The sequence below is a fragment of the Streptomyces sp. UW30 genome, assembly GCF_008042075.1.
Classification (GTDB): domain Bacteria; phylum Actinomycetota; class Actinomycetes; order Streptomycetales; family Streptomycetaceae; genus Streptomyces.
On record NZ_RDBN01000049.1, the window covers coordinates 43,487 to 65,750 of the forward strand.

At 69.4% G+C, this 22,264-nt stretch carries 24 protein-coding genes and 2 pseudogenes; 12 read left to right on the top strand and 14 right to left on the bottom strand.

Translation table 11 applies throughout. From position 1 onward, the window contains the following. The first annotated feature begins 16 nt into the window (after positions 1–16). The 3 genes from EAO75_RS33315 to EAO75_RS33330 all read left to right on the top strand — a co-directional run bounded on the left by EAO75_RS33315 (position 17) and on the right by EAO75_RS33330 (position 2,450). Positions 17–466, top strand: a complete 450-nt coding sequence (locus EAO75_RS33315; protein ID WP_187284681.1) for a DUF6325 family protein — start codon at positions 17–19, stop codon at positions 464–466. Positions 467–645: 179 nt separating this feature from the next. Further along, positions 646–924 carry an SHOCT domain-containing protein gene (locus EAO75_RS33325; RefSeq protein WP_147998897.1) on the top strand — a complete coding sequence of 93 codons (279 nt, stop codon included), beginning with the start codon at positions 646–648 and terminating at the stop codon, positions 922–924. A gap of 149 nt (positions 925–1,073) precedes the next feature. Continuing rightward, on the top strand, positions 1,074–2,450 hold the full coding sequence (locus EAO75_RS33330) for a glutamate decarboxylase (protein ID WP_261989526.1): 1,377 nt from the start codon (positions 1,074–1,076) through the stop codon (positions 2,448–2,450). A 61-nt stretch (positions 2,451–2,511) separates the two neighbouring features. Here EAO75_RS33330 and EAO75_RS33335 read toward each other — a convergent pair whose 3' ends face one another. Continuing rightward, positions 2,512–3,048 carry a hypothetical protein gene (locus EAO75_RS33335; RefSeq protein WP_187284682.1) on the bottom strand — a complete coding sequence of 179 codons (537 nt, stop codon included), beginning with the start codon at positions 3,046–3,048 and terminating at the stop codon, positions 2,512–2,514. Between the two features lie 433 nt (positions 3,049–3,481). After that, positions 3,482–3,931 (bottom strand): MarR family winged helix-turn-helix transcriptional regulator, encoded by a 450-nt coding sequence (locus tag EAO75_RS33340; RefSeq protein WP_147998899.1) that lies wholly within the window; start codon positions 3,929–3,931, stop codon positions 3,482–3,484. 105 nt (positions 3,932–4,036) lie between these two features. On the opposite strand from EAO75_RS33340, the gene EAO75_RS33345 reads away from it, so the two are divergent. The 3 genes from EAO75_RS33345 (at position 4,037) to EAO75_RS33355 (ending at position 5,608) form a co-directional block, all read left to right on the top strand. Beyond that, positions 4,037–4,723, top strand: a complete 687-nt coding sequence (locus tag EAO75_RS33345; protein WP_147998900.1) for an SgcJ/EcaC family oxidoreductase — start codon at positions 4,037–4,039, stop codon at positions 4,721–4,723. Continuing rightward, positions 4,723–5,184: an SgcJ/EcaC family oxidoreductase gene (locus EAO75_RS33350; RefSeq protein WP_147998901.1), complete on the top strand. Its 462-nt coding sequence runs from the start codon at positions 4,723–4,725 to the stop codon at positions 5,182–5,184. Before EAO75_RS33345 ends, EAO75_RS33350 begins: the two co-directional genes overlap by 1 nt. Positions 5,185–5,401: 217 nt before the next feature. Next, entirely contained in the window at positions 5,402–5,608 is a 207-nt protein-coding gene (locus EAO75_RS33355) for a hypothetical protein (protein WP_261989527.1), read from the top strand. 103 nt (positions 5,609–5,711) lie between these two features. Here the strand turns inward: EAO75_RS33355 and EAO75_RS33360 are convergent, their stop codons facing one another. From EAO75_RS33360 to EAO75_RS33380, 5 genes and pseudogenes are all read right to left on the bottom strand, one after another. Continuing rightward, positions 5,712–6,179 (bottom strand): hypothetical protein, encoded by a 468-nt coding sequence (locus EAO75_RS33360; protein WP_147998902.1) that lies wholly within the window; start codon positions 6,177–6,179, stop codon positions 5,712–5,714. 120 nt (positions 6,180–6,299) lie between these two features. After that, complete coding sequence (locus EAO75_RS33365; protein ID WP_187284683.1) at positions 6,300–7,265, bottom strand: hypothetical protein; 966 nt, start codon at positions 7,263–7,265, stop codon at positions 6,300–6,302. Between the two features lie 73 nt (positions 7,266–7,338). Continuing rightward, positions 7,339–7,434, bottom strand: a pseudogene (locus EAO75_RS33370) (integrase); the annotation flags it as partial. Between the two features lie 275 nt (positions 7,435–7,709). Continuing rightward, a pseudogene (locus EAO75_RS47740) lies at positions 7,710–7,832 on the bottom strand (site-specific integrase); the annotation flags it as partial. Positions 7,833–7,886: 54 nt separating this feature from the next. After that, positions 7,887–8,033 (bottom strand): hypothetical protein, encoded by a 147-nt coding sequence (locus EAO75_RS33380; RefSeq protein WP_410092509.1) that lies wholly within the window; start codon positions 8,031–8,033, stop codon positions 7,887–7,889. A gap of 117 nt (positions 8,034–8,150) precedes the next feature. Here EAO75_RS33380 and EAO75_RS48340 point away from each other — a divergent pair, with 117 nt between their 5' ends. Beyond that, positions 8,151–9,347, top strand: coding sequence for a serine hydrolase domain-containing protein (locus EAO75_RS48340; RefSeq protein ID WP_315987535.1), 1,197 nt, complete (start codon positions 8,151–8,153; stop codon positions 9,345–9,347). Between the two features lie 114 nt (positions 9,348–9,461). On the opposite strand, the gene EAO75_RS33390 is transcribed toward EAO75_RS48340, so the two are convergent. Together EAO75_RS33390 and EAO75_RS33395 are read right to left on the bottom strand one after the other, a co-directional pair. Further along, positions 9,462–10,454, bottom strand: coding sequence for an aldo/keto reductase (locus EAO75_RS33390; RefSeq protein ID WP_147998904.1), 993 nt, complete (start codon positions 10,452–10,454; stop codon positions 9,462–9,464). A gap of 211 nt (positions 10,455–10,665) precedes the next feature. Continuing rightward, positions 10,666–11,436 carry an SDR family NAD(P)-dependent oxidoreductase gene (locus EAO75_RS33395; protein WP_187284684.1) on the bottom strand — a complete coding sequence of 257 codons (771 nt, stop codon included), beginning with the start codon at positions 11,434–11,436 and terminating at the stop codon, positions 10,666–10,668. A 237-nt stretch (positions 11,437–11,673) separates the two neighbouring features. Here EAO75_RS33395 and EAO75_RS33400 point away from each other — a divergent pair, with 237 nt between their 5' ends. Continuing rightward, positions 11,674–12,114, top strand: coding sequence for a winged helix-turn-helix transcriptional regulator (locus EAO75_RS33400; protein WP_261989528.1), 441 nt, complete (start codon positions 11,674–11,676; stop codon positions 12,112–12,114). Positions 12,115–12,229: 115 nt separating this feature from the next. Here EAO75_RS33400 and EAO75_RS33405 read toward each other — a convergent pair whose 3' ends face one another. The 5 genes from EAO75_RS33405 to EAO75_RS46750 all read right to left on the bottom strand — a co-directional run bounded on the left by EAO75_RS33405 (position 12,230) and on the right by EAO75_RS46750 (position 18,560). Continuing rightward, on the bottom strand, positions 12,230–13,432 hold the full coding sequence (locus EAO75_RS33405) for an MFS transporter (RefSeq protein ID WP_147998907.1): 1,203 nt from the start codon (positions 13,430–13,432) through the stop codon (positions 12,230–12,232). Positions 13,433–13,590: 158 nt separating this feature from the next. Further along, on the bottom strand, positions 13,591–14,820 hold the full coding sequence (locus EAO75_RS33410) for an acyltransferase family protein (protein WP_261989529.1): 1,230 nt from the start codon (positions 14,818–14,820) through the stop codon (positions 13,591–13,593). Between the two features lie 54 nt (positions 14,821–14,874). After that, entirely contained in the window at positions 14,875–16,494 is a 1,620-nt protein-coding gene (locus tag EAO75_RS33415) for an FAD-binding oxidoreductase (protein WP_147998908.1), read from the bottom strand. Positions 16,495–16,641: 147 nt separating this feature from the next. Then, positions 16,642–17,415, bottom strand: a complete 774-nt coding sequence (locus EAO75_RS33420) for a hypothetical protein (RefSeq protein WP_147998909.1) — start codon at positions 17,413–17,415, stop codon at positions 16,642–16,644. Positions 17,416–17,459: 44 nt separating this feature from the next. After that, positions 17,460–18,560: a VOC family protein gene (locus tag EAO75_RS46750; protein WP_222724008.1), complete on the bottom strand. Its 1,101-nt coding sequence runs from the start codon at positions 18,558–18,560 to the stop codon at positions 17,460–17,462. A 447-nt stretch (positions 18,561–19,007) separates the two neighbouring features. Between EAO75_RS46750 and EAO75_RS46160 the strand changes: the two genes are divergently transcribed. The 4 genes from EAO75_RS46160 (at position 19,008) to EAO75_RS33445 (ending at position 22,260) form a co-directional block, all read left to right on the top strand. After that, the gene (locus EAO75_RS46160) at positions 19,008–19,451 is read left to right on the top strand and encodes a MarR family winged helix-turn-helix transcriptional regulator (RefSeq protein ID WP_187284685.1); all 444 of its coding nucleotides are present in this window, start codon (positions 19,008–19,010) and stop codon (positions 19,449–19,451) included. Positions 19,452–19,811: 360 nt separating this feature from the next. Then, entirely contained in the window at positions 19,812–21,071 is a 1,260-nt protein-coding gene (locus EAO75_RS33435) for a sedoheptulose 7-phosphate cyclase (RefSeq protein ID WP_147998911.1), read from the top strand. After that, positions 21,068–21,868 (top strand): cupin domain-containing protein, encoded by an 801-nt coding sequence (locus EAO75_RS33440; RefSeq protein WP_147998912.1) that lies wholly within the window; start codon positions 21,068–21,070, stop codon positions 21,866–21,868. Before EAO75_RS33435 ends, EAO75_RS33440 begins: the two co-directional genes overlap by 4 nt. Then, on the top strand, positions 21,865–22,260 hold the full coding sequence (locus EAO75_RS33445; protein WP_147998913.1) for a cupin domain-containing protein: 396 nt from the start codon (positions 21,865–21,867) through the stop codon (positions 22,258–22,260). Before EAO75_RS33440 ends, EAO75_RS33445 begins: the two co-directional genes overlap by 4 nt. The last annotated feature ends 4 nt before the right edge of the window (positions 22,261–22,264 follow it).

The window sequence follows — 22,264 nt, forward strand, 5'->3', positions numbered from 1 at the left end:
TGAGTGAGGGATGGACATGGGCGACGCTGTGAACGAGATAGGCCCGATCGACTACTTGGTGGTCGAGTTCCCGGGCAGCCACATGACGGGCGAAGGCCTTCCCCTGCTGGTCGATCTGGTCGACCGGGGCATTATCCGGATCTTGGACCTGGCGTTCGTGAAGAAGGAGCTGGACAACTCCGTCGTCGCCGTGGAGATCGCCGACCTGACCGGGGAAGCGAAGGCCGACCTGGCCGTCTTCGAGGGGGCTTCCTCCGGCCTGCTCGGCCGGGACGACATGGAGGAGGCGGCCGCGATTCTCCAGCCCGGTGACTCCGCGGGGATTCTGGTCTACGAGAACCTGTGGGCAGCGCCGCTTGCCGGGGCGCTCCGGCGCGGTGGAGCGCAGCTGGTGGCGAGCGGACGCATCCCGGTCGAAGCGGTCCTGGCCGCGCTGGACGCGGCCGAACCGGGCTCTGCCTCCTGAGCGCTCTTCCTCCTGAACCGGGGCCACTGAGCCCACCGTTGAACCAGAACCAGAACCAGAACGAGAACGAGAGACCAGAACCAGAACCAGAACGAGAGACCAGAGCCGGAACCGGAAACAGAGCCGGAACCCGGAGCCGGAACCGGAACCGGAACCCGGAAACTGCAGGGAGAAGAAACATGCCAGGTCTGATCCGCGGGGTCGCGCGCACCGCCGTCGTCGCCGGAACGGCAACCGCCGTCTCCAACCGAGTGTCACGGCGCCAGCAGGGCCGCTGGGCCCAGCAGGCCCCCACCGAGCAGCCCGCACCAGCCCCGGCGGCACCGCCGTCGGCCCCGGCGGCCAACACCTCGGACAACACGATCGCCCAGTTGAAAGAGCTCGGTGAACTCAAGGCCCAAGGGATACTCACCGAAGCGGAGTTCGAGGAGCAGAAGCGCAGAATTCTCGGCTCCTGACCGACTGCCGCGAAACCCCATACCAGGCCGCGACTTGAGTGGCCGTCCCGTCGGCCATCGCTCCAGGACAAGCCGACGAACTCCGGGAGGTTCAGAGCCTCGCTATGTCGCCTCGGCGTGTCCCTCGCCGAGGCGGGCACCGGCGCTGTTTGAATCGTCATATGACTAAACGTGACGATGTAGCCCTTTTCGGTAACCGATTCTTGACCATGCCCGCTCCCTCGGAGGCCTTCCCCGAGGAAGGCATGGCTGCGACGGACGCAATGAGGCTGCTGGATGTGGACCTCGCCATGGAGGGTGACCCGCAGCGTAATCTCGCCACGTTTGTCACCACTTGGATGGAGCCGGAGGCGCAACGGATCATCGCCGAGAATCTCCACCGTAATTTCATCGACCATGCGGAGTACCCGATTTCCGCCGAGATCGAGCAGCGTTGCGTACGCATGCTCGCCGACCTTTTCAACGCGCCGGGCAAGACGACCGGATGCCGGACCCAGGGCTCGTCCGAGGCGATCATGCTCGGGGCGCTGTCGCTGAAGTGGAAGTGGCGGCAGCGCCGCCAGGCGGCCAAGCTGTCGGTCGACCGACCGAACTTGATCTTCGGCGGGGACGTCCACGTCGTGTGGGAGAAGTTCTGCCGCTACTTCGACGTCGAGCCGCGGATCGTGCCGCTTGCCGAGGGCAAGTACACGATCGGCCCGGAGGACGTGGAGCCCCACCTCGACGAGAACACGATCGGCGTCGTCGCCGTCCTCGGCACCACGTTCACCGGCCACAAGGACGACGTCGTCGGGATCGACAAGCTCCTGCGGGACGTCCGCAAGGAGCGGGACCTCGACATCCCGATCCACGTGGACGGAGCCAGCGGCGCATTCGTGTGGCCCTTCCTCTACCCGGACTCGAAATGGGACTTCCGGCTCGAGCAGGTCCGTTCGATCAATGTCTCGGGACACAAGTACGGCCTGGTCTACCCCGGCATCGGCTGGCTGGTCTTCCGCGAAGAGTCCGACCTGCCCCAGGACCTCGTGTTCCAGGAGAACTACTTGGGCAAGACCGACTCGACGTTCACGCTGAACTTCTCCACCGGCGCTTCGATGGTGCTCGCGCAGTACTACAACTTCGTCCGGCTCGGTCGCCAGGGCTACACCTACGTCATGAAGATGATGCAGGAGAACGCCCACGCGTTGGCGGACAACCTGCGGAGCAGCGGCCGCTTCGAAGTGATCGGAAGCGACCTCGAGCAGTTGCCGCTGGTCGCTTTCCGTCTCGCCGGCAAGCACCCCTACGACGAGTCCGACGTCGCCTGGCAACTCTCGGCCGAGCGCGGCTGGATGGTGCCGGCGTACACGCTCCCGCCCAACGCGGAGCGGGTGAAGATCATGCGCGCCCTGGTCAAGGAGACCCTGAGCCGCGAGCAGATCGATCGCCTGAGCCAGGACATTGCCGACGCGTGTCGCACGTTGGACGACAAGGGTGCGACCCATGGGACCGAGCGGGCCCAGGTCAAGCGCGGCACCGGTTACTGACGCACCTCCGCCCCCCGGCGGCAAACTGCGTATTCGTCGCGGGGCAGCGGTGGCCGTGTGTTCAGGCTCCGGGGTGTGCCCCGTCGCCGGCACCCAGGAGGGGGATCGTGAGCCGGCGTTCGACGGCGGTGGGCAGGTGCCACAGCTCGGTACGCCGCCTTCGGTCCTCGGAACCCTGGCTGGCGGCGCGGCGGATACCTGGCACGGCCAAGGTCAGGGCGGCCAGGGACACGGCGAGCCCGGTCCCGAGGAGTACACCGGCCAGTACGGCGCCGTCCGCCAGGGCGAACGGAAGCGCGACCCCGAGGCAGAGCGTGCCGAGGCTGCTGAGGACGGCAACCATCCACCACAGTGGCGTGAGCGGGTGCTCGTTGCGCAGGTGGTCGACCAACTGTCGGTCGGTGGGACGCCGCCGCGGGTGCTCTTTGGCGGCGATGAACAGCTCGGCCCGCCCGCGCAGCGCCCACACGGCGTGCACTCCCACCCAGGCGACGGGCAGCACGAGCAGCGTCACCAGCACCAAACCCGCCTGAATCGCGCGCGGCACCGACGCCCAGCCGGCGGCGTCGGCGACCACGGATGCCACGGCGGCTGCCACGAGTACGGCACCCGCCGCGCTCGCGGCCACGAGCCATCGCCGGGCCCCACGCACCCGAGCGCTGAGAGGGAACTCGACCGCGTCCACCGTCTTCTCCCATCGATGACCGCGGGTACTCTACGCAGCCCTCCGAGGAGGATGCGCCCCGACCCTGGCCCCGGTCGGCCCGCGAGAGAAGTGGTGCGCGGTCGGCGCTGGCAGGTCATCCGCTGGCCATCGACGAAGCCCGGCCGTCGGTTGGGTCCCGGACGTATCTCCGGGCCGCCCCCAGACAGGCCGGGGATGCAACCATTCCCTTCAGAGCTGGAACCCCCGGAAGCCGACCGCGCGCTTGCGACCATAGCCGCGGGCACTGACAACGGGCCCGCCAGTCAACGACCCGGGGTTTGTGCGTTGTCCGGGTGGGTCCGGGTGGGTCCGGGGGCGCCGGGCTTCAGTGGCCGGCGGTGTCGTCGCGCAGTTGCTCGGCGGCTTCCTGGTAAGCCTGGGCGGCGCGGGTGAAGTAGTCGAAGAGGGCGTCGAGTTGCTCCGGCGTGCAGCCGCCGAGGATCTCGCCGATTTTCTGCCGCGCGGGGGTCATGACCCGATCGAGTTCGAGGGGCTTTCCGACCGGTTCGACGATGATCTTGCGCCGGTCTCCGGCATCGGGGACGCGGCGGACGTAGCCCGCCTGCTCCAGTCTGTCGATCAGGCGAGTGGTCGGCCCCGTCGTCAGGCCGGTGCGCTCGGCCAGTTCGCCAGGAGTCATCGCCCCTGACAGCTGGAGGATGTTCAGCGCGTAGAGGTCGGTGGCGCCAAGTCCGCACGCTCTGGCACTCGCGTGGCCGTGCAGCATCACGGCACTCAAGTACCGGCGATAGACCTGGCTCGCGTCGGATCGCATGGACGACGTTGACACAGGCTTCTCCACTCCCTAATCTCTTCCTCAAGGAAGATAAATCTGCAACGCAGCTACTTCTTCTATGAAGTTACCACGAGGGGGAACATCATGAGCACCGCCACCGCCACCGTCGCACCGCCCGAGCCGACCATCACCCCGGCCCCGCCCCGCCGCTCCCGCCGCCGTACCGTCAAACGGGTCCTGGGCGCGACCGCGCTGGCCCTGACCGTCGCCGCCGGATCCGCGTACCTGTGGCTGGACGCCACCTCCGACGTACGCAACCTCGGCCAGAGCGACTGCGGCGTGGTGACCCCGGACATCACCCCGACCGCCGCCGGAGCACCGACGGCCGACGACCACCGGGCGGTCTGCGACGCACTGCGCTCGATGACCGACGCATGGGGCCGCGGCGACGCCACCGCGTACGGCGAGCGCTTCACCCCCAACGCCACCTACACCACCTACGTCGGCACCCACTACCAGGGCCGCAAGGACATCACCGCGGCCCATCGCGCCCTGTTCGACGGCTTTCTCAAGGACACCAGGCTCGCCGACTCCTTCCTCGGCATCCGCTTCTACGGCCCCGACACGGCGATCGTCACCACCCGCGGCGACACGTACACGGGCACGCCCAAGAAGGCGAGCGAACTGTCCAAGACCCAGACCTACACGCTGGTCCGCCAGAGCGGCCGCGACTGGCGGATCGCCGCCTTCCACAACACCAAGCGCCAGTCCGTCATGGAGCGCATCTCGTTCCTGTGGGACCCGTCCACCAAGCCGGAGGCCGAGAAGTGATGACCGACAACGCCCACCTCGCACGCGAAACGGACGCCACCGCCATCCGCGCCCTCCTGGAGGAGAGCCGCGCGGCCTGGAACCACGGCGACGGACCCGCGTACGGCCGGTGCTTCACGCACGACGCGACCGACGTGACCTTCGCCGGCACCGTCTACCGCGGCGGGAGCGAGATCGGCCGCGCCCATCAGGCCCTGTTCGACGGGTTCCTCAAGGGCACCGAACTGACCGTCGAGATCAACGACATCCGCTTCTACGGCGCCGACACCGCGGTCGTCACCACGTACGGCGACGTCGGCAAGCGCAGGCCGAAGCGCCTGGGCAAGCTCGCCACCTACACGGTCGTCCGCGAGTCCGACGGCCGCTGGCGGATCGCCGCCGTCCAGAAGACGCAGCGCAAACGCCTGATGGAAGCCGTCTCGTTCCGACTCCAGCCCGCCACCCGACCTGCCTCGCACTGACACCACGCCCTGGGGCCACAGCCGCTTCACGGCCGGCGCTGCCGTTGCCGACGCCGCACGGTATCCCGGGCATGGTCAGCCGCTTCTGAACCCGGGACGCGCTTGAGCAGGACGGGACTGTCGGCCGACCGCCAACGGGCCTGGCTTCAGGTGCAGTTACCGACAGGTAGAGTTATCGGCTGGTTTGCTCGGAGATCGCGGGGGAATGGAGCACGGGGTGCGTCGGCTGACTGGCGTGGTGTTGGTGATCGCGGCGATGGGTCTCGATTTCTGGTTGGCTCTCGGGCCCTCGACCGAGTGGGACGGCGCCGCGAGGGTCGCTCGCTTCGTCGTCATACTGAGCTGTCTCGGGGTGATCGGCTGCGGTGTGCGTCTGGTCTTCCCCGACAAGGCGGAGGACCAGCAGGCCCGGGTCACCGATTGATCGGCCGTGGTCCGAGGTCCGGAGGGGCCACCCCTGTGAGAAGGGGGCGGGCCACTTCGGTGCGACGCCACCAACCCGCCCCCTACGGCTGGTACAAGGGGCTTCAGCTGATGAAGGAGCCCGGGGCGCAGGCGCTCGCGGTCACCCAGACGTGCGACCGGATGTTGTTGTTCATGTTCGCGTCGTTGGTGAAGCGGTTCCGGCTGAGGTCGTCCACGTACTTCTCGCCCGGGCTGAGGCAGCCGTACGACGTTTCGTCCGGCTGCTCGCGCCAGTAGAAGGCCACGACGTCCTTGCCGCCGAGGAAACCGCTGTTCATGACCGACGAGGCGCTGTCCGCGTCCGAGCCCTGGAAGGGCCCGGAGCCGTCGCCCCACGCGGGGTCGTTGCCGGGGGTGACGCCGAGGAGCGTCCCGCCGCAGTCGGTGCCGTCCCAGGCGCGGACGTTGCCGTCACGGCCGTGCGAGTTCCAGTCGGCATTGCAGCCGGGGCCCGCGTGGGCGGCGGTCGGTATGGCGATGCCGAGGGCCGCGATGCCCAGGGTGGCGACGGAGACGGTCAGTTTGCGCATGACGAATTCCTGTTCTGCATCCGCCTCGTGGGCGGCGTGGGCGGGGTGACGATCCGCGAGCGTCGTCGCGGGTCTGTCCGTGACGTGGGGTCACGGAAGTCGGGGCCTGCGCGGCCCGGATCAGGTGCGGGCGGGGACCATGCGCTCAGCGCGCGCGAGGGCGCGCCGCTGCATCCGCAGGCGGGCGTCGAGGACGTCGCCGTACTTTCCGGCCAGTTCGCCGACGTAATGGGCCTCGCGCCGCTCGCCGATCGAGCGGAGGGAGACGGAGCGGGCACAGGTGGCGTCAGCGACCGCGATCCGCGTCTCGTTCGCGAAGGTCCTGGCCTCCTCGGCCCGGGTCTGCTCCGCGCTGTGCTCGCGCACGGATCGGCGGGCCGCGGCAGGGTCGGGGAAGGGGTGGCCCGCCTTGCCCATACAGCGCGACCAGGCGCCCACCGCGCTCTTGAACTCCTTGTCGCGCAGCAGCTTGCCCACGTACAGGGGACGCAGGTTGCTGACGGTCGCGTCGGAGCGGAACCATGCCGCCGGATCGCCGTACAGCATCTTCTCGACCTGGCCGGCGCAGCCGCCGGACCGCTTGGTGATGGTGCCGCCGGACGGTGTCCGCGACGTCAGCAGTACGGCGTCCTGACCGCCGTCCATCGCGATGTCGTACGCCTTCTGGCGCGGGCGGGAAAGGGTCTTGCGGTAGGCGATGTTGGGGTTGCGCAGGCGGGCGCGGTCCTCCTTCGCCGTGATCCGGCTGCCGTAGCCGTGGCTGCGCGCCCAGTCGACGTCGTCCTGGACGTAACCGACCGGCCGGCTCTCCTCCAGGCTCAGCGACTTTTCCTCCCAGAAGCGGAAACCCTGCTTCCTCATGCAGCGCGCGACGAGGTGCTGCTCGGCGTCGGAGATCCGCAGGTCCTGGGCGTAGGTGAGCTTCTCGCCGGCCGGCGAGGCGCGGTGGGCCGCGTCGGTGCCCGCCGTGCATCCGGTCAGGACGAGCGAGACCAGCGCGGCGATCGCCCCCACCGTGGTGGTCGCGCGTCGCGTGCTGCGTCCACTCGATACCACCGTCCGGCGTGGGCCGTCGGCCCGCTTCATCGGCATGCTCCCGGGGCAAGGTCGAACTGGCGTGGAGGGCTTCCCCCGAAGCGTGGACACCGTTTGATCTCTCTTTCAGGCCGGCGTTGAAGCTCTCCGCAGCGGCATTGTCCGCGCTTGTGCCGACCGCTCCGCACGAGCGGGTCACGCCGAGACTGCGGTACACCTTCGCGAACCTGTTCCTAGTGAAGGGCACGGGGGGCGGCCCCGGGTACCTGACATCTGTCAGGGTGCCCGGCCCAGGGCCTGTCGTTTGGATCACGGATGGTGGTGCGGACCTTCGCCCGCGCCAGGCGGGCCTGGGCAGCCTTCAGCCACTGGTAGAACCCGGACCGGGAGACCTCCAGCACCCGGCACAGCCGCTCGACGCCGAACGCGCCGCGATGATCCTCAACGAACTGGACACGGCTCACCGTTGGTCTCGCCGCTACCAGCCCAACGACAAGTACTGGTCGCCTTCAGGCGCCCGGCTCGCCACGTGCGGACGGAGGGCGGGGCGATCTCGTCCAGGTCTCTGCCGCCGAACGTCGGCAGGATGTGCAGACGCAGCAGGCCGTCGTAGCGCTCGCAGCCCGCGACTTGGTGAAGTCCCCTCGTCGGGAGCGGGCCGGCGTCCCGCTGCTACGCCGAGTTCCGTCGGGCGCGCATGGCCCACAGGTATCCCGCCTGGAAGCGGCTCTGGGCGCCCAGTTCGACCATGGTGTCCGCGATGTGTCGGCGGCAGGTGCGAACGGACATGCCCAGGCGCAGAGCCCCACTCGCGCTCACCTTCCACCTGTACGAGGAGGGACGCGTCACCAGCCATGTCAGGGCCTTGTGAGTCCCCCGCCCGGCGGATCGACCGGGGCCGGTCCCGCTGATGCCGACCAAGGAGGAGATACCGACTTGAACGCCTATGAGCCACACCCGGTGCACGGGTGGACGGACAGCGGGTACGAAGGAGTGCGCGCCGCCTTCGCCGACGTGATCGACGCACAGCCCGAGGCCCCTGGACAACAGCTGGCGGTGTACCGGGACGGACGGCTGGTGGTGGACCTCTGGGCGGGTCCGGAGGTGGACGGCGACTCGCTCTTCGGCGTGTACTCGGTGAGCAAGGGCGCGGTGTTCATGGTCGTCGCCCTGCTGGTCCAGGACGGAGTCCTCGACCTCAACCGGGAAGTGGCCGCGTACTGGCCGGAGTTCGGGCAGGCCGGCAAGGAGGACATCACCCTGCGGCAACTGCTGGCCCACCAGGCCGGCGTCATCGGCATCGACGAGCACTTCACCGTCGAGGAACTGGCCGACGACCGTGTGCTCGCCGAGCGGCTCGCCGCACAGAAGCCATACTGGAAGCCCGGCACGGCCTTCGGCTACCACGGCCTGGTCATCGGCGCACTCGTCGGCGAGGTCGTACGCCGTGCCACGGGCCGGACCCTGCACGACTGGTGGGAGCACCGGGTGCGCCGCCCGCACGGGCTGGGCTTCCATCTGGGCCTGCCGCAGGATCTGGAACCCCGCTACCGGCCGATGCGACCCGCCGCCCCGGAGCCCGGACAGATCACCGCCCCCGAGGACCCCCGGAGGGCCAGGACCTGGGCGCCATCGCCTTCAGCACCCGGCACCTGCCCGACCTGGCCACCTTCTCGAACGTCCGGCGCGTCCGGGAACTCGGCCAGGGCTCGGCGGGCGGTGTCGCCTCCGCACGGGGTGCGGCGGGAGCGTACGCGGCTCTCCTCGGCGGTCTCGACGGGACTCCGCCGCTGTTCACGGCGGATACGGTCGCCACGTTCACCCGGCCCCACTCGGTGGGGCCGGACCTCGTCACCAAGGCCGAGAGCCGGTTCACGCTGGGCTTCCAGCTCTACGACGTCCGCTACCCTGCCCTCGGCTCCCACGCTTTCGGCCACTCGGGGGCAGCCGGCTCCGCCGCGTTCGCGAGCCCACGCCTCGGCATCGCGTACGCCTACGTCCGCGGCCAATTCGCCGTCGGCGACGCTGCGGACCGGGAGAACACACTGCTCATCAATGAGGTCCTGGCTGTTGGCTGAGGCCGGCTCTGGGGAGTGCTGCCTCGTGGCGTCGGGCCGATGCCGGGATCGGTGATCCCACCAGGCAGGCACAGAACCTCTTCGGCCCCCAGGAGCGCCATCAGGCCATCGCGCATCTGCCGAGTGATCTCGACTCACGCGAGCCGGGACCCCTCCGAACGGGCGTGGACTACCGGTTGATGCGGCTCATGTCGGCGTACCGGTCGCCGACGGGCGCCGCCACCTCGGACAGCTGCTCCAGCTGCTCGGCCGAGAGCACCAGTTCGTCCGCCACCACGTTCTGCTCCAGGTTGGCGACCCGGCGCGTGCCGGGAATGGGCACGATGTCGTCGCCTTGCGCGAGCAGCCACGCGAGCGCAACCTGAGCGGGCGTCGCGCCGAGCTGCCTGGCTACGTCGTCCACCTGCTCCACGATCCGGATGTTCGCCTCCAGGTTGTCCCCCTCGAAGCGCGGGTTGGACCGGCGCCAGTCTTCGGCGTCGAGCTGGTCGAGCGAGCGGATCGTGCCGGTGAGGAAGCCGCGGCCGAGCGGCGAGTAGGGCACGAAGCCGATGCCGAGCTCACGCACGGTGGGGAGCACTTCGGCCTCGGGGTCGCGCGTCCACAGCGAGTACTCGGTCTGGATCGCGGTCACCGGGTGCACGGCGTGCGCACGCCGGATGGTGGCGGGCGCCGCCTCCGACAGCCCGTAGTGGCGGATCTTGCCTTCCTCGATCAGCTCGGAAAGCGTCCCGACCGTGTCCTCGATCGGCGTTCCCGGGTCTATCCGGTGCTGGTAGTAGAGGTCGATGTAGTCGGTGTTCAGACGTCGCAGCGAGCCCTCGACCGCCCGCCGCACATTCTCGGGAGTGCCGTTCAGCCCGAGGACCGGCAGCCCGTTCTCCTCGGGCACGAGGTGGTTGATCTGACCGAACTTGGTGGCGATGACCACCTCGTCGCGATGACCGGCGAACGCCTTGGCCAGCAGTTCCTCGTTCGTGTACGGACCGTAGATCTCAGCGGTGTCGAAATAGGTGACGCCCAGCTCCATGGCTCGGTGGATCGTGGCGATCGACCCGGCGTCGTCGGTGCCGGCGCCGGTGTAGCCCCCGGACATGCCCATGCAGCCGAGGCCCAGACGTGAGACCTGGAGCCCCTCGCATCCCAGTGCGATCTTCTTCATGTGAATATCCTTTCCTGATAAGGACCGACCCTTTATTCGACGGCGGCGAGGCTCACCGTTTCCTTGAGGCCGGAGGCGATGAGGCGGGAATGCGCCGCCTGCAGTCCACTGTGCAGGAGCGCGACGAGGGTTACAAAAGGCACTTTTATGTTCCCAAGTGACCCCGCACCGACTGCTGAGTGCGGTAACCCCGGTCATTTATGGAGCCGAACTACTCGCGCATGGTCAGGCCGCCGTCCACCGACAGGATCTGGCCGGTGATCCAGCCGGACTCCGCGGACAGCAGGAAGGCGATCATGGAGGCGAGGTCCTCGGGCTCGCCGAGCCGCGGGAGCGCGGTCTTCGTCAGCAGGGCCTCGCGGACCTCGGGGGGCGTGCCGGCACGGACGTTCTCCGTGAGGACGACCCCGGGGGCGACGGCGTTGGCCCGGATGTTCTTCTTGCCCCACGCGTGAGCGGTGTGGCGGGTGAGGGCATGCAGGGCGATCTTGGACGAGGCGTATGCGGCGGGCGACGATTCCGGCTGCCACGCCGCCAGGGAGGAGACGTTGACGATCGAGCCGCCGCCCGAGGCGACCATCGCCGGCAGGCTCTCGCGGATCACGAGCCCGGCGCCGGTGACGTTGATCCGCATCATCTCGGCCCACACCTCGGGATCCATCGTGTCGACGCCCTGGTCACGGGCCAGGAGGTCCGCGCCGACGGCGGCAGCCACGTTGGCGACGCCGTCGAGCCGGCCGAAGTGGTCGGTGGTCCGGGCGACCAGGGAAGCGATGGAAGCCTCGTCCCGAAGGTCGAACTGGACCGTGAGCAGCCGATCGGCCGCTTCCGCCGCCTGCTCGCGGGCCCGCGCGAGCTTCTCGGCGTCGGTACCGGCCGCTGACACCCGGGCACCTTCGGCCAGCAGCCGCCGCACGGTGGCCGCGCCGATGCCCGATCCGCCTCCGGTGACGATGAAGACCTTGTCCTTGAGCCCTTCCATGGCTGGGCACATCCTTTCGGCTCGCGAGGGTGCGGCGCCGGCGCGGCAGGGGGGAACAGTGCCGGGGACGACGAGGCGGGAATACGCTGGAAGTGCCCGACGGTTGCCGCCCTGGGCGCAGAACGACCGCTTCGACCAGGGCGTTGACGCCTGGCGCGTAGGCCACTGTGCAGGAACGGAAAGAACGTTACAAAAGGCACTTTTATGTTCCCGAGGAACATCGGAAGGGCGTCATCCGTGAACAGCGATGAGGGCCAGGCGGCCTCCACCGGCGAGGCGCGGGCGAACGTACTGCGCCTCTCGGGCCCGTGTGCGCGCTGGGACGAGCAGGACGCGGACTTCATCCGCGAGATCCTCGACCTGGTGGGCGACAAGTGGAGCATGCTGGTCATCGGCGCCCTGGCCGCCGGCGAGGCCCGCTACTCGGACCTCGACACCACGATCCCCGCCATCTCCCGTCGCATGCTCACCCTCACCCTCAAGCGCCTGCAGCGCGACGGCCTGGTCGACCGCACTGCCCACGCGGAGGTACCGCCCCGGGTCGAGTACTCCCTCACCGGCCTCGGCGCCTCCCTGCTCTCCGCCATCGAGCACCTGGCCGCCTGGAGCTCCGAGCATCACACCGAGGTCCGACGCCACCAGGAGGCGTACGACAAGAGCGCCAGACACAGTGCGTAACCGGCGTGAACAATCGATCATCGTTCGTGTGCAGCGCAGCATGACCGACGCCCCAACCTGCAGCCGCGAACGCCTCGTCGTCACCGGCCGACAGCTTCGCCGGCAAATGCCGTTCTCATACCTCGGCCGGGATCCGGGGCTCGCTCATCGCAGGCCTTGTGCGCAGCAGCCAACTGGTGACTCCACTCACCAGCAGCCCTGCGGCCGCCAGCACGGCGCCTCCCGCCGGGACCAGGAGCACGCTGTGCCCGCGTGCCAGGATGGCGCCCCCGAGCCAGCTGCCGAGCGCGATTCCGACGCAGAAGGCCGAATTGTTGACGGTGAGTGCCATCGCGGCCGACGTGGGGCCTGCGGAGGCGACGATCTGAGAGTTGAGCGCCGGGATGGTGGCGAAGTACGCGGCACCGAGAACGCAGAACAGGACGGCCACCGCCCAGGCGTTGTCGACGAGCAGGACGAGCAGGAGCAGGGCGGCCGCGGCGGTGCCCAGGGTCGTGAGTGCCGCGGCGGTCAGATGACGGTCTGCCGCCCGGGCGCCGAGCAGGTTGCCCGCGATACCGCCCAAACCGTAGAGCCAGAGAAGGACGGTGACGGTGGAGGACTCGAATCCGGCGACGTGCGTCAGGTAGGGAGACGCGTACGTGTACAGGGCGAACACACCACCGGTGCCCAGCACGATGGCCGACGCGACAAGGATCATGGGGACCGGAATGGTGAAGCCGCGGCGGCTGTCCATGGCCTTGGGGTGGGCGCCGAGGTCCTCGGCCGGTGTCGGCTCGGGGACGTTGTGGCGCATGAGCAGCAGCGTCGACAGCAGACTGAGTACGGCCAACGCCCAAAACGTGGCACGCCAGCCCCAGTTGTCGCCGATCAGCGTTCCCGCCGGCACGCCGACGACAGTCGCGAGGCCGATGCCGAGAGTGACCTTGGCTCCTGACGCGGCCCGCCGGTGAGGCGGCGCCATGTCACGCGCGGACGCGACAAAGACGGCGATGAGGGTGGAGTGGGCCAGAGCGCTCACGATCCGGCCCGCGACCAGCCACCCGAAACCCGGGGCGAGTGCGGCGATGACATTGCCGAGGATGAACACGCCCATCATGCCGGGCAGCAGGACGGCCCTGGGCAACCGGACGGTGAGGGCCGTCAGGCACGGGCCGGCGATCACCACGACCATCGCGTACACGCTGATCAGCATGCCGACGGCACTCAGGGATACGCCGACGTGGCCGGCGATGTTGGGAAGGATTCCGGCGATGACGCTTTCCGCGGTGCCGACACAGAAGGTGCAGAGCATCATCGCGAGGACGGGCAAGGGCATGGTGATGCTCCTCAGAGGTGAGCCGCGGGACGCGCCGGCGCCGCGACGCGGGTTCGTGTCGCAGCGCCGGAGCGCGTGCCCACAGCCCGAATGGCTTCTGGCCGGGGCGCGTGCCCATGGCCCGGAGGGTCTCTGGCCATGGGCACACGGCGAGGGGGTCAGGAAACGTCGGCGGTGACGGCCTTCTCGCTGTCCTCCCGGATCGGGGTCTTCGGCTCGGCGGGCAGGGCGGCGGCGCCCTTCGCCTCCCGGTCCCGGGCACGGGCCCGCGCTCGGCGCGACCAGGCGCGCATCGCCGGCCGCTCGACTCCCACGTACAGCAGCCAGGCCAGCAGCAGGCTCGCCGCGGCGACGAGCGCGGCGACCCCGACCGCCTCGACGGCGGAGTCGGCCTCCCGGAAACCAAGGCGTTCCTGTGTGAAGGACAGCAGCGTCTGATGTACCAGGTAGAAGGCGAAGGACACTTCACCGAGCCACACCCACACGCGGCCGCCGAGCGCTGTCCCCACGCCCTGTGCGTCCCGCGCCGCGGTCGCCGCGATGAGCAGGGCGAACGGGATGACGACGACCGCGTTCAGGGAGAACAGGAAAGGCACCTTCAGGCTCACCGCGTAGCCGATCACGCTGAGGGCCAGGGCCGGCAGGACACCCAGCTTGATCCACTTGCCGGAGAGCACGATCCGGGCCATCAGGATGCCGAGCGCGAAGTCGAGGACCCGGGTGGGCGGGAGGATGTAGACGAACCACATCTGGTTGATCGAGTGGCCGTACAGCGGGGAGTTGGCGTGGTTCGGCCCGAACTCGACGCCTGCGGGGACGAGTTGGGCGATCAGCGGAAGGACCACGATCGTGGCGGCCACACCGGTGGCCCACCACCACAGTCGACGGGCTTCGATCCGGCACGCCTTCCGGTGAAGTACCGGGAACAGCAGGTAGAAGACCAGTTCGCAGGAGAGCGACCAGCTGGGGTTGTTGATGCTGAAGAACACGTCGTCGCGCGGTATCCACGCCTGGAGCAGGAAGAAGTTGGGCACGGCCCGGTCCAGGGTCGCGGAAGCCGACGCGTACAGGACGAGGGCGAGCACGAAGGTGACGACGTGGTTGGGGTAGATCTTCGCGAGCCGGCGGCCCCAGAAGGCGGGCGCGTTGTCCTTGTCCCTGGCCGACCAGGTCAGGACGAAGCCGCTGAGGATGAAGAAGAAGGTGACGCCCGCCCAGCCGCCGTTCTTCAGCGCGGCGGCGAACGGACCGTGCTCGCCTTCGGGGGCCGAATAGGCGTCGAGCAGTGACAGATGGAAGAGGAACACGAGGAAGGCGGCGAGGAACCGCATCCCGGTGAGGGACGAGAGCCGGGCAGCCGGCTCGGGCGTGGAACGGGCATGGGACACGAGGACCACCTGGATACGTGAGGAGACGGCGGGCGGCGTGGTGCCGGGCCGGGTCTAGGCAGGACGGATCGACTGGGCGTGCCGGAAGAAGCCGGTGGGATCCCAGGCGGCCTTGACCTTCTGGAGCCGCCGGTAGCCGTTCTTGTAGTAGAGGTCGTGCCAGGGGACGCCGGAGGTGTTCCAGCGGGGATCACCGAGGTCCACGTCGGCGTAGTTGACGAAGCATCCGTCGTTGATGTCGTTCGGCACCGGCACACCGCCGGTCGAGGCGAACATGTCGCGGTAGCACTCGCGGACCCAGCCGATGTTGGCCGCGTCGTCGGCCGCGTCGTTCCAGAGGGAGACGACCTGGTACTTCAGTACGGAGTCACGCTGGGGCACCGCGGTGGCGTGGGCGCCGACCTTGTTCACCGCGCCTCCATAGGACGCGATCATCAGCAGAGCGCCGGGGTTGGCGAAGTCGTCACGCGTCAGATGCCGGTAGGCGGCCGCGATCTGCGCGTCCGTGTAGTTGCGTTTGGCGTAGACCGACTTGCCCTTGAACCTGACGGTGGGGTCGGGGCCGGTGAAGCCGGGCCACTGGGTCGCGTGCAGCCACGGCATACGCCGGTACTGACGTACCTGCGGCTTCACCCCCACACCGGCCGACACCGCGTCGATGTAGCCCTGCAGCATGCGCTCGGCGCCTGGAGCGCCGGCATCGACCAGTGAGTCGAGCACCACCGCCCCGGCCGACTTGTGGAAGGGCTTGAGCTGGCTGAACAGTGCGGTGTACGGGGAGTCGGGGGCGCTGTTGCGGGCATGCCAGTCGCCGTGGTTCCACATCAGCCGGGTGAAGCGGCTCTGGTTCAGGTCCTGCCAGGGCCAGGCGACCTCGCTCAGCCACACCTCACGGGGCGGGGCCGGTAGCTGATCGGCCGGTTCGGTGCCGACGGCGTCGGGCGAGCGCAGCCAGTAGCGGGTCACCACACCGAAGTTGCCGCCGCCACCGCCGGTGTGCGCCCACCACAGTTCCCGGTTGGGGTCATCGGCCTCACGGGTGGCGGTGACCACGCGTGCCTTCTTGTCCGCTCCGACCACGACGATCTCGATGCCGTACAGATGGTCGACCGCGAGCCCGTCCCGTCGGCTCATCGAGCCGTAGCCGCCGCCCTGGATGTGTCCGCCGGCCGCGACGCTCGGGCAGTTGCCGGCCGGGAGGTAGACGCCCCAGCCCTTGTAGAGGCGCTCGTAGACACGGCCCAGGGGCACGCCGGGCTGTACGGCGAATGCGCGGCGCTGTGCGTCGTACGAGACATCGGCCATCTGCGACAGGTCCAGGACGACGGCGATGTCCTCGTGGGTGGTGAAGTCCTCGTAGCAGTGGCCGCCGCTGCGTACGGCCAGCCGGCGTCCGGAGTCCACCGCGTCCTGGACGGCTCGCACGACCTCTTCGGTGGTGGTGACGAGGCGGATCTGTTCCGGGCTGCCGACCCAGCGCTGGTTGGTGCCGCGGCGCAGGTCGGCATAGCGGCGGTCCGCCGGGCCCACCAGGACCGGTTCGGCGGGCGCGGCCGCGGGTGCCTGCCGGAGTTCGGCCGCTCCTGCGGTGCCTTGTCCGGCCGTGCCGACCGCGAGGGCGCCGCCCGCGGCGGCCGTACCGGAGAGGAATATGCGGCGTTTCATGGTCTTCATGGGGTGAGTCCTTGTGATCGTGAGGGGGCGCGCCCGAAGCGCCGGGTTCGGGGCAGCCGAACGCGCCGGGATGCGGCGAGGGCGTAGCGGGCACCGCGGGACGGCAATGGAGGCGGTCGAATGAACCGTGAGCGACGGAGAAACGCGTCAGCCGACGGTGGCGTCGAGGCGTACGCCGAACCAGGCGATGGTGGCGACCACGCGCCGTGCCTCGGCGGCATCGAGTGCGGTCGGGCCCGTGACGAGACCGCGTTCGTCGAACTCCCGCAGGGCAGCGGGTGACAGGGCCAGGGCCGTGCCGGGGAACAGGCACTTCTCGGCGTAGTCGACACTCCGGTCCGCGGGGACCGAGGGGCCGCCGGTGGACCACAGGAGATACGGGGCCCGGGCCCCGCCGGCCAACAGGCGTGCCCAGCGGTCGGTTGCGAGATCGCGCTGCAGGGCGGCGTACATCAGATGGGCCCCGGCGAGCCCGGCGCGTCCCCGCATCGCCTTGGCCTCCCAGCTGCCGACCAGATCGAGGCGTGCGTTCACCGCGGCGTCGACGCCCGGGAGCGAGTACTCGATCGCCATGGGGTGCGCCGGCCGCGCAGCGCCCTCGGCGACCGCTGTCTCCAGCGCGGTCAGCATCGTGTCCATGGCCCGTCGGTAGCCGGTCACGGAATGCACGGGGCCGACTGTGACGGCGTTACGCCTGTCGGCCATGGCGGCGACGATCTCCACCGGGTCGGCGCCGAGCCGCACCGCGGGTGCGCCCGGGGCAAGCAGGCCATGGACGTACTCGTCGGGCCTTTTACCTGCCTGCGGCACAGGCTCGGACGGTGCGCTGTGGCGGCAGTCGAGCCAGACGGCCACTCCCGCTTCGTCGGCCTTGCGAAGCGCGTCGGCGGGGCGGGTCGGTAACTGTGTGAGCGTGCTCAAGAAAGTCCCCCGTGATGTGGTGTGCGTGCCGACGGCCGTCCGCTTCAGGGACGGTCGTGCCAGCGCAGATGTCCGGGTGCGGCACGGCGGGCCGCCGTTTGCGCCTCGTAGGGCAGTGACCCGTCCGGCATGTGGATCAGCTCCATCTGGATGCCGATGGGCGTGCCGAAGTACAGCCAGCGGTCCCCGGCGATCGGCCCGGCGGTGATCGTTTCCGGTTCCCCCATCAACGTCACGCCGGGCTGCCGGCTCAGGTAGGCGGCGGCCGTGTCCACGTCGTCGACGTAGAAGGCGAGATGGTGGCCACCGATGTCGCTGTTGAGGGGCGGGCGCCGGTGGAGGGCGTTCGTTCCGCACTGCGACAGTTCGCAGTTGGCCGTGGGGCCGGTGCGCAGCACCACCCGTCGGGTCCGCTCGGCCCCGGGCGGCCAGTGGCCGGTGTGGTCCGCCGAGGTCTCGTCGGACGTCTCGACGACCTCGGCGCCCAGGACGTGGGTGAAGAACGCCGTCGCCGCGTCCAGATCGGCCACTGTGTATCCGACGGAGTCGACGCCCAGCAAGCCCAGCGGCCCTCGCCCCTGGGTGGTGTGCGACAGCGGCTCGGGTACGAATCGGCCCGTCGTGCGCGCGCCCTCGCGGGTCTCGGGACGCGCAGGTCCGCACAGGGCGAGCATCATGCCCCAGGGGCTGAGGAACCAGCGGCGTTCCTCTTCCGGGCGTCCGTCATGGCCGGTGGGACCGAGGCGGACCACGTTGCTCGCCCGCAGCTGCTCCTCGGCGGTGTCCAGGTCCGCCACCCGCAGGGTCAGGTGGTGACCCCCCACGTCGTTCGGGCCGGGCAGCGAGGTGACCTGACCGGGTGCCGTGTACTCGAAGAGTTCCAGATTGCTGTAGGGGCCGAGCCGGACCACGGCGACATGGGCCCGGGCCTGCGGGTGCACGCCCAGTTTGCGTGTCATCCAGTCGCCGGACGGGTCCTCGACCGGCCCCTCCCGGTAACAGAGTTCACCGCCGAACACCTCGGTGAAGAAGCCGACTGCCTCGTTCAGGTCGGGCACGGTGAACGCGTAGTGGTCCACCGCACGCGCCGTCGGCAGACCGGCGAGCACCGGTACGGAAGATGACGTCGTCGCAGTACTGAGCATGCAGTCCCCCTTCGAAAGTGCGCCGGGTGCCCGTGGCCCCGGCGCGGGCACGACGAGTGCCCTCGGCGGGCCGCCCGCTGCCCACAGCTGGGGCAGGGCGTCCGACCGATGGCGACAGTAGAGCACCATCATTGCGCGCGCAAGGAAAAAGCCGACAGGACCGATGCGCCAGCACACCTACACATAGCTGCTGACCTGCATATTCAAGCTTCACACCGAGTGATCCAAAGCCATCCCGCCATCAAGGAACCGCCAAGTTCATTGTGTGGGCATGGAAAAAATCAGGTTTACCGCGGGTTTTCTCGAGAAGCTGCAACTCGTATCCTGTCCGCGAGGTTCGGCCGCCCCGGTTGCCACGGGAAAGCCCCGACCTGCCTCCTCCCCTCACACCCTCCGCTCCCGGAGCAGACGCCGATGCCCTTCGGGCACATGAAGAAGGCAGCAGTCATGCGATCGCGCAAAGAAGACAGCATCGAGCTCTGGAGCCAGTTGTCGGTACTGGTCGCGGAAGTCGGGACCCAGCTGGACAGAAGGTTGTCCGAGGACTTCGGGCTGGGGCTTACGGACTTTCTGTCCCTTCAGGCCATGAGCACGGGCGACCCGGCCGGCATACGCATGAACGAACTGGCCCAGCAGCTCGGGCTCAACCAGTCGTCGGCCACCCGGGCCGTGGCACGCCTGGAGAAGCGCGAGCTCGCGGAACGCGTCGCCCACGAGACGGACCGCCGAGGCGTGGTCGTACGCATCACCGACGCCGGTCGCGCGATCGTCGCGGACATAGGCAGGCTCTTCCGCGAGGAGGTGGGCCTGGCCCTCGAAGTGGCGGCTCTGGACAGCAGGACCAGTTCGGTGGTGGCCCGGTTGCGCTACGCCCCGACACTCGACCACTGACCCCCTCCCCCCGAAGCCTCTGCCGTGACCGGCAGGGGCTTTCGCGTGCCGTGACCCTCCTCGGAGCGCAACCCGCAAGGAACGCGACTCCTTGCGGAAGCATGCTTCCTGACCCAGCCTCCCCTGGGCGAACCAGCTGGCGCTTTCCGTGACTTGAAGCGTCAACAGATCATGATGGTGCTTGCGTGCGCAATGAACCTTGTGGCAGGGTCATCCGCAACGGGGGGACCGCGCCACGGACAGTGGCCAGGTCCAGCAGCCGAAGGCTTCGGCCTTCGCCATGCGACATTCATTCGTGCTGCCCCGAATCGATCCACGACGGACAAGAACCGAAACTCTTCGTCGAAGGACAGACGCCTGATGCAGCAAGACACTCAGACCACCCGCGGCAACGACGGCCTCTTCGCGGTGGGCAGCCCGGTGACGCACTGGTCGGTGCAGACCAGCAATCCGGTTCAGTACGAGATCCGGGCCAGCGAGAACCTCCTGGATCCGCAGAACCCCACGATTCTGGAAGACGCCGTGGGCACGACCGGCCTGCGCCGCTTCGTCGTCACCGACTCCGTGGTCGATGCGCTCTACGGCGAGCGCATACGCACGTACTTCGCACACCACGCGGTCGAGCACCGGATCCTGGTCCTGGACGACGGCGAGACGCACAAGTCGGTGGACGCGGTGCTGCGCGTCACCGAGGCCCTGGACGACTTCGGCATCGACCGCAGGCGGGAGCCGGTGATCGCCATCGGCGGCGGGGTCCTCATGGACACCGTCGGCTTCGCGGCCAGCCTCTACCGTCGCTCCACTCCGTTCATCCGGATTCCCACCACGCTGATCGGCCTCGTCGACGCGGGCGTCGGCGCGAAGACCGGCGTCAACCACAACGGGCACAAGAACCGGCTCGGCACGTACTTCCCGGCCGACCGCACCCTGCTGGACCGCACGTTCCTCACCACCCTCGGCGACCGGCACATCAGCAACGGCCTCGCCGAGATACTCAAGATCGCCCTGATCAAGGACGCCCGGCTCTTCGACCTGCTGGAGCAGCACGGCACCGATCTCCTGCGCGACAAGCTGCAGAGCCCGGCGTCCGGCATCGGGCTCACCCCGGCGGACGCCCCGGTCGACCAGCGGCTCGCGGCCCACGGACTGCACCTCGACCCCGCGACCGAGGTGGTCGAGCGCGCCATCCACGGAATGCTGGAGGAGCTCCAGCCGAACCTGTGGGAGAAGGTGCTGGAACGGGTCGTCGACTACGGCCACACCTTCAGCCCGACCATCGAGATGCGCGCGCTGCCCGCCCTGCTGCACGGCGAGGCCGTGACGGTGGACATGGCGCTGACCACGGTGATGGCCGAGCGCCGCGGCCTGGTCAGCGCCTACCAGCGCGAGCGCATCCTGGGCGTGATGGACCGGCTCGGACTGCCGGCCTGGCACCCGCTGTGCACGTCGGAGGTGCTGGTGCCCGCGCTGCGTGACACCGTCCGCCACCGCGACGGAAAGCAGCGGCTGCCGCTGCCCGTCGGGATCGGCAGCGCGGTCTTCGTCAACGACGTCACCGAGGACGAGCTCGCCGCGGCAGCGGAGCAGCTCGCCAAGCTGTCGGTAGGAGTGGCCCGTTGAGCCGCTCGACCGGTGTGGCCCGCCCGCAGCCGCCCCGCGCTCCCGCGGGCACTGCGTGGGACGCGCCCGCCTTCTCATCGGTCGGGACGGTGACCGATGCGGCGACGGTCTACGGCGTGCACGGTGCGGCCGGGCGCACCCGCTGGAAGTGCTTCGCCGGCCGACGCCAGCTCGCGTCTCCCACGGAGGCGGTCGAATGGGCGTCCATCCCTCCCGGTGGGGTCAGCGGTGAGCACCGGCACACCAGGACCGAGGAGATCTATCTCATCCTGCGCGGCCACGGGGAGTTCCTGTTCAACGGCCGGCCCCACCCGGTCGCCCCGGGCTCACTCGCCCTGACGGCCGTGGGCAATGTGCACGGGCTGCGCAACTCCTCCGACACCGACCTCGACTGGTGGGTGATCGAAACCCTCGCGCCGGGCACAGGCGCCGTTCTGTCCGGAGCCGATCACACACCGGAGGTTCCCGCCATGGGCGAGATCGCCATCCACGACCTCTTCGAGGAACGCACGGTATCGACCGCGGGTGTCTTCAACGGCCCGCTGAGGAGCGTCGACGTCACCGACCTCGACGCCGGCGAACAGTGCGTACTGGGCCGCCCGGACGCCGAGTTGGCGGTGTTCGTGCACAGCGGCCGGGGCCGGGCCACGGCCGCGGACAGCACGTCGGCCGAGCTGGCGGCGGACACCTGCGTCACCCTCGGCGCCGGTACGACGACCACGGTCGAGGCGGACAGCGCGCTGCGGCTGCTGATCGTGACGCTGGCCGTGCCACAGCACGTGTCGGAGGCGAAGTGATCATCTCGGCGCTGGACGCGACGGTCCGGGCGGCGACAGGCACCACTCCCGCCGCCACCACGGCCGACTGGCAGTGCCTGGTCCGCAGGGGCATGCTGCACAGCGAGTGCGAGGCGGTCGAACACTGGACGCTGCCCCCGGGCGCCACCCTGGAGTTGACCTCCGGCCACGGTGTGGAGGAGGCACTGCTGGTCCTCGACGGGGAACTCGTCGTCGCCGCGGCCACCGGCGACCGGCCTGTACGAGCCGGTCAGATCGCACTGGTGCCGCACGGGGCCGAAGGACGGGTCCGAGCGGGCGACGATCCGGTGCGCCTCATCACCGTCCGCACTCTGGCCGCCGCCGTGTCGGACCGGTTGCCGCCCCGCATCCCCGAACTGCTCACGCCCTGACCGC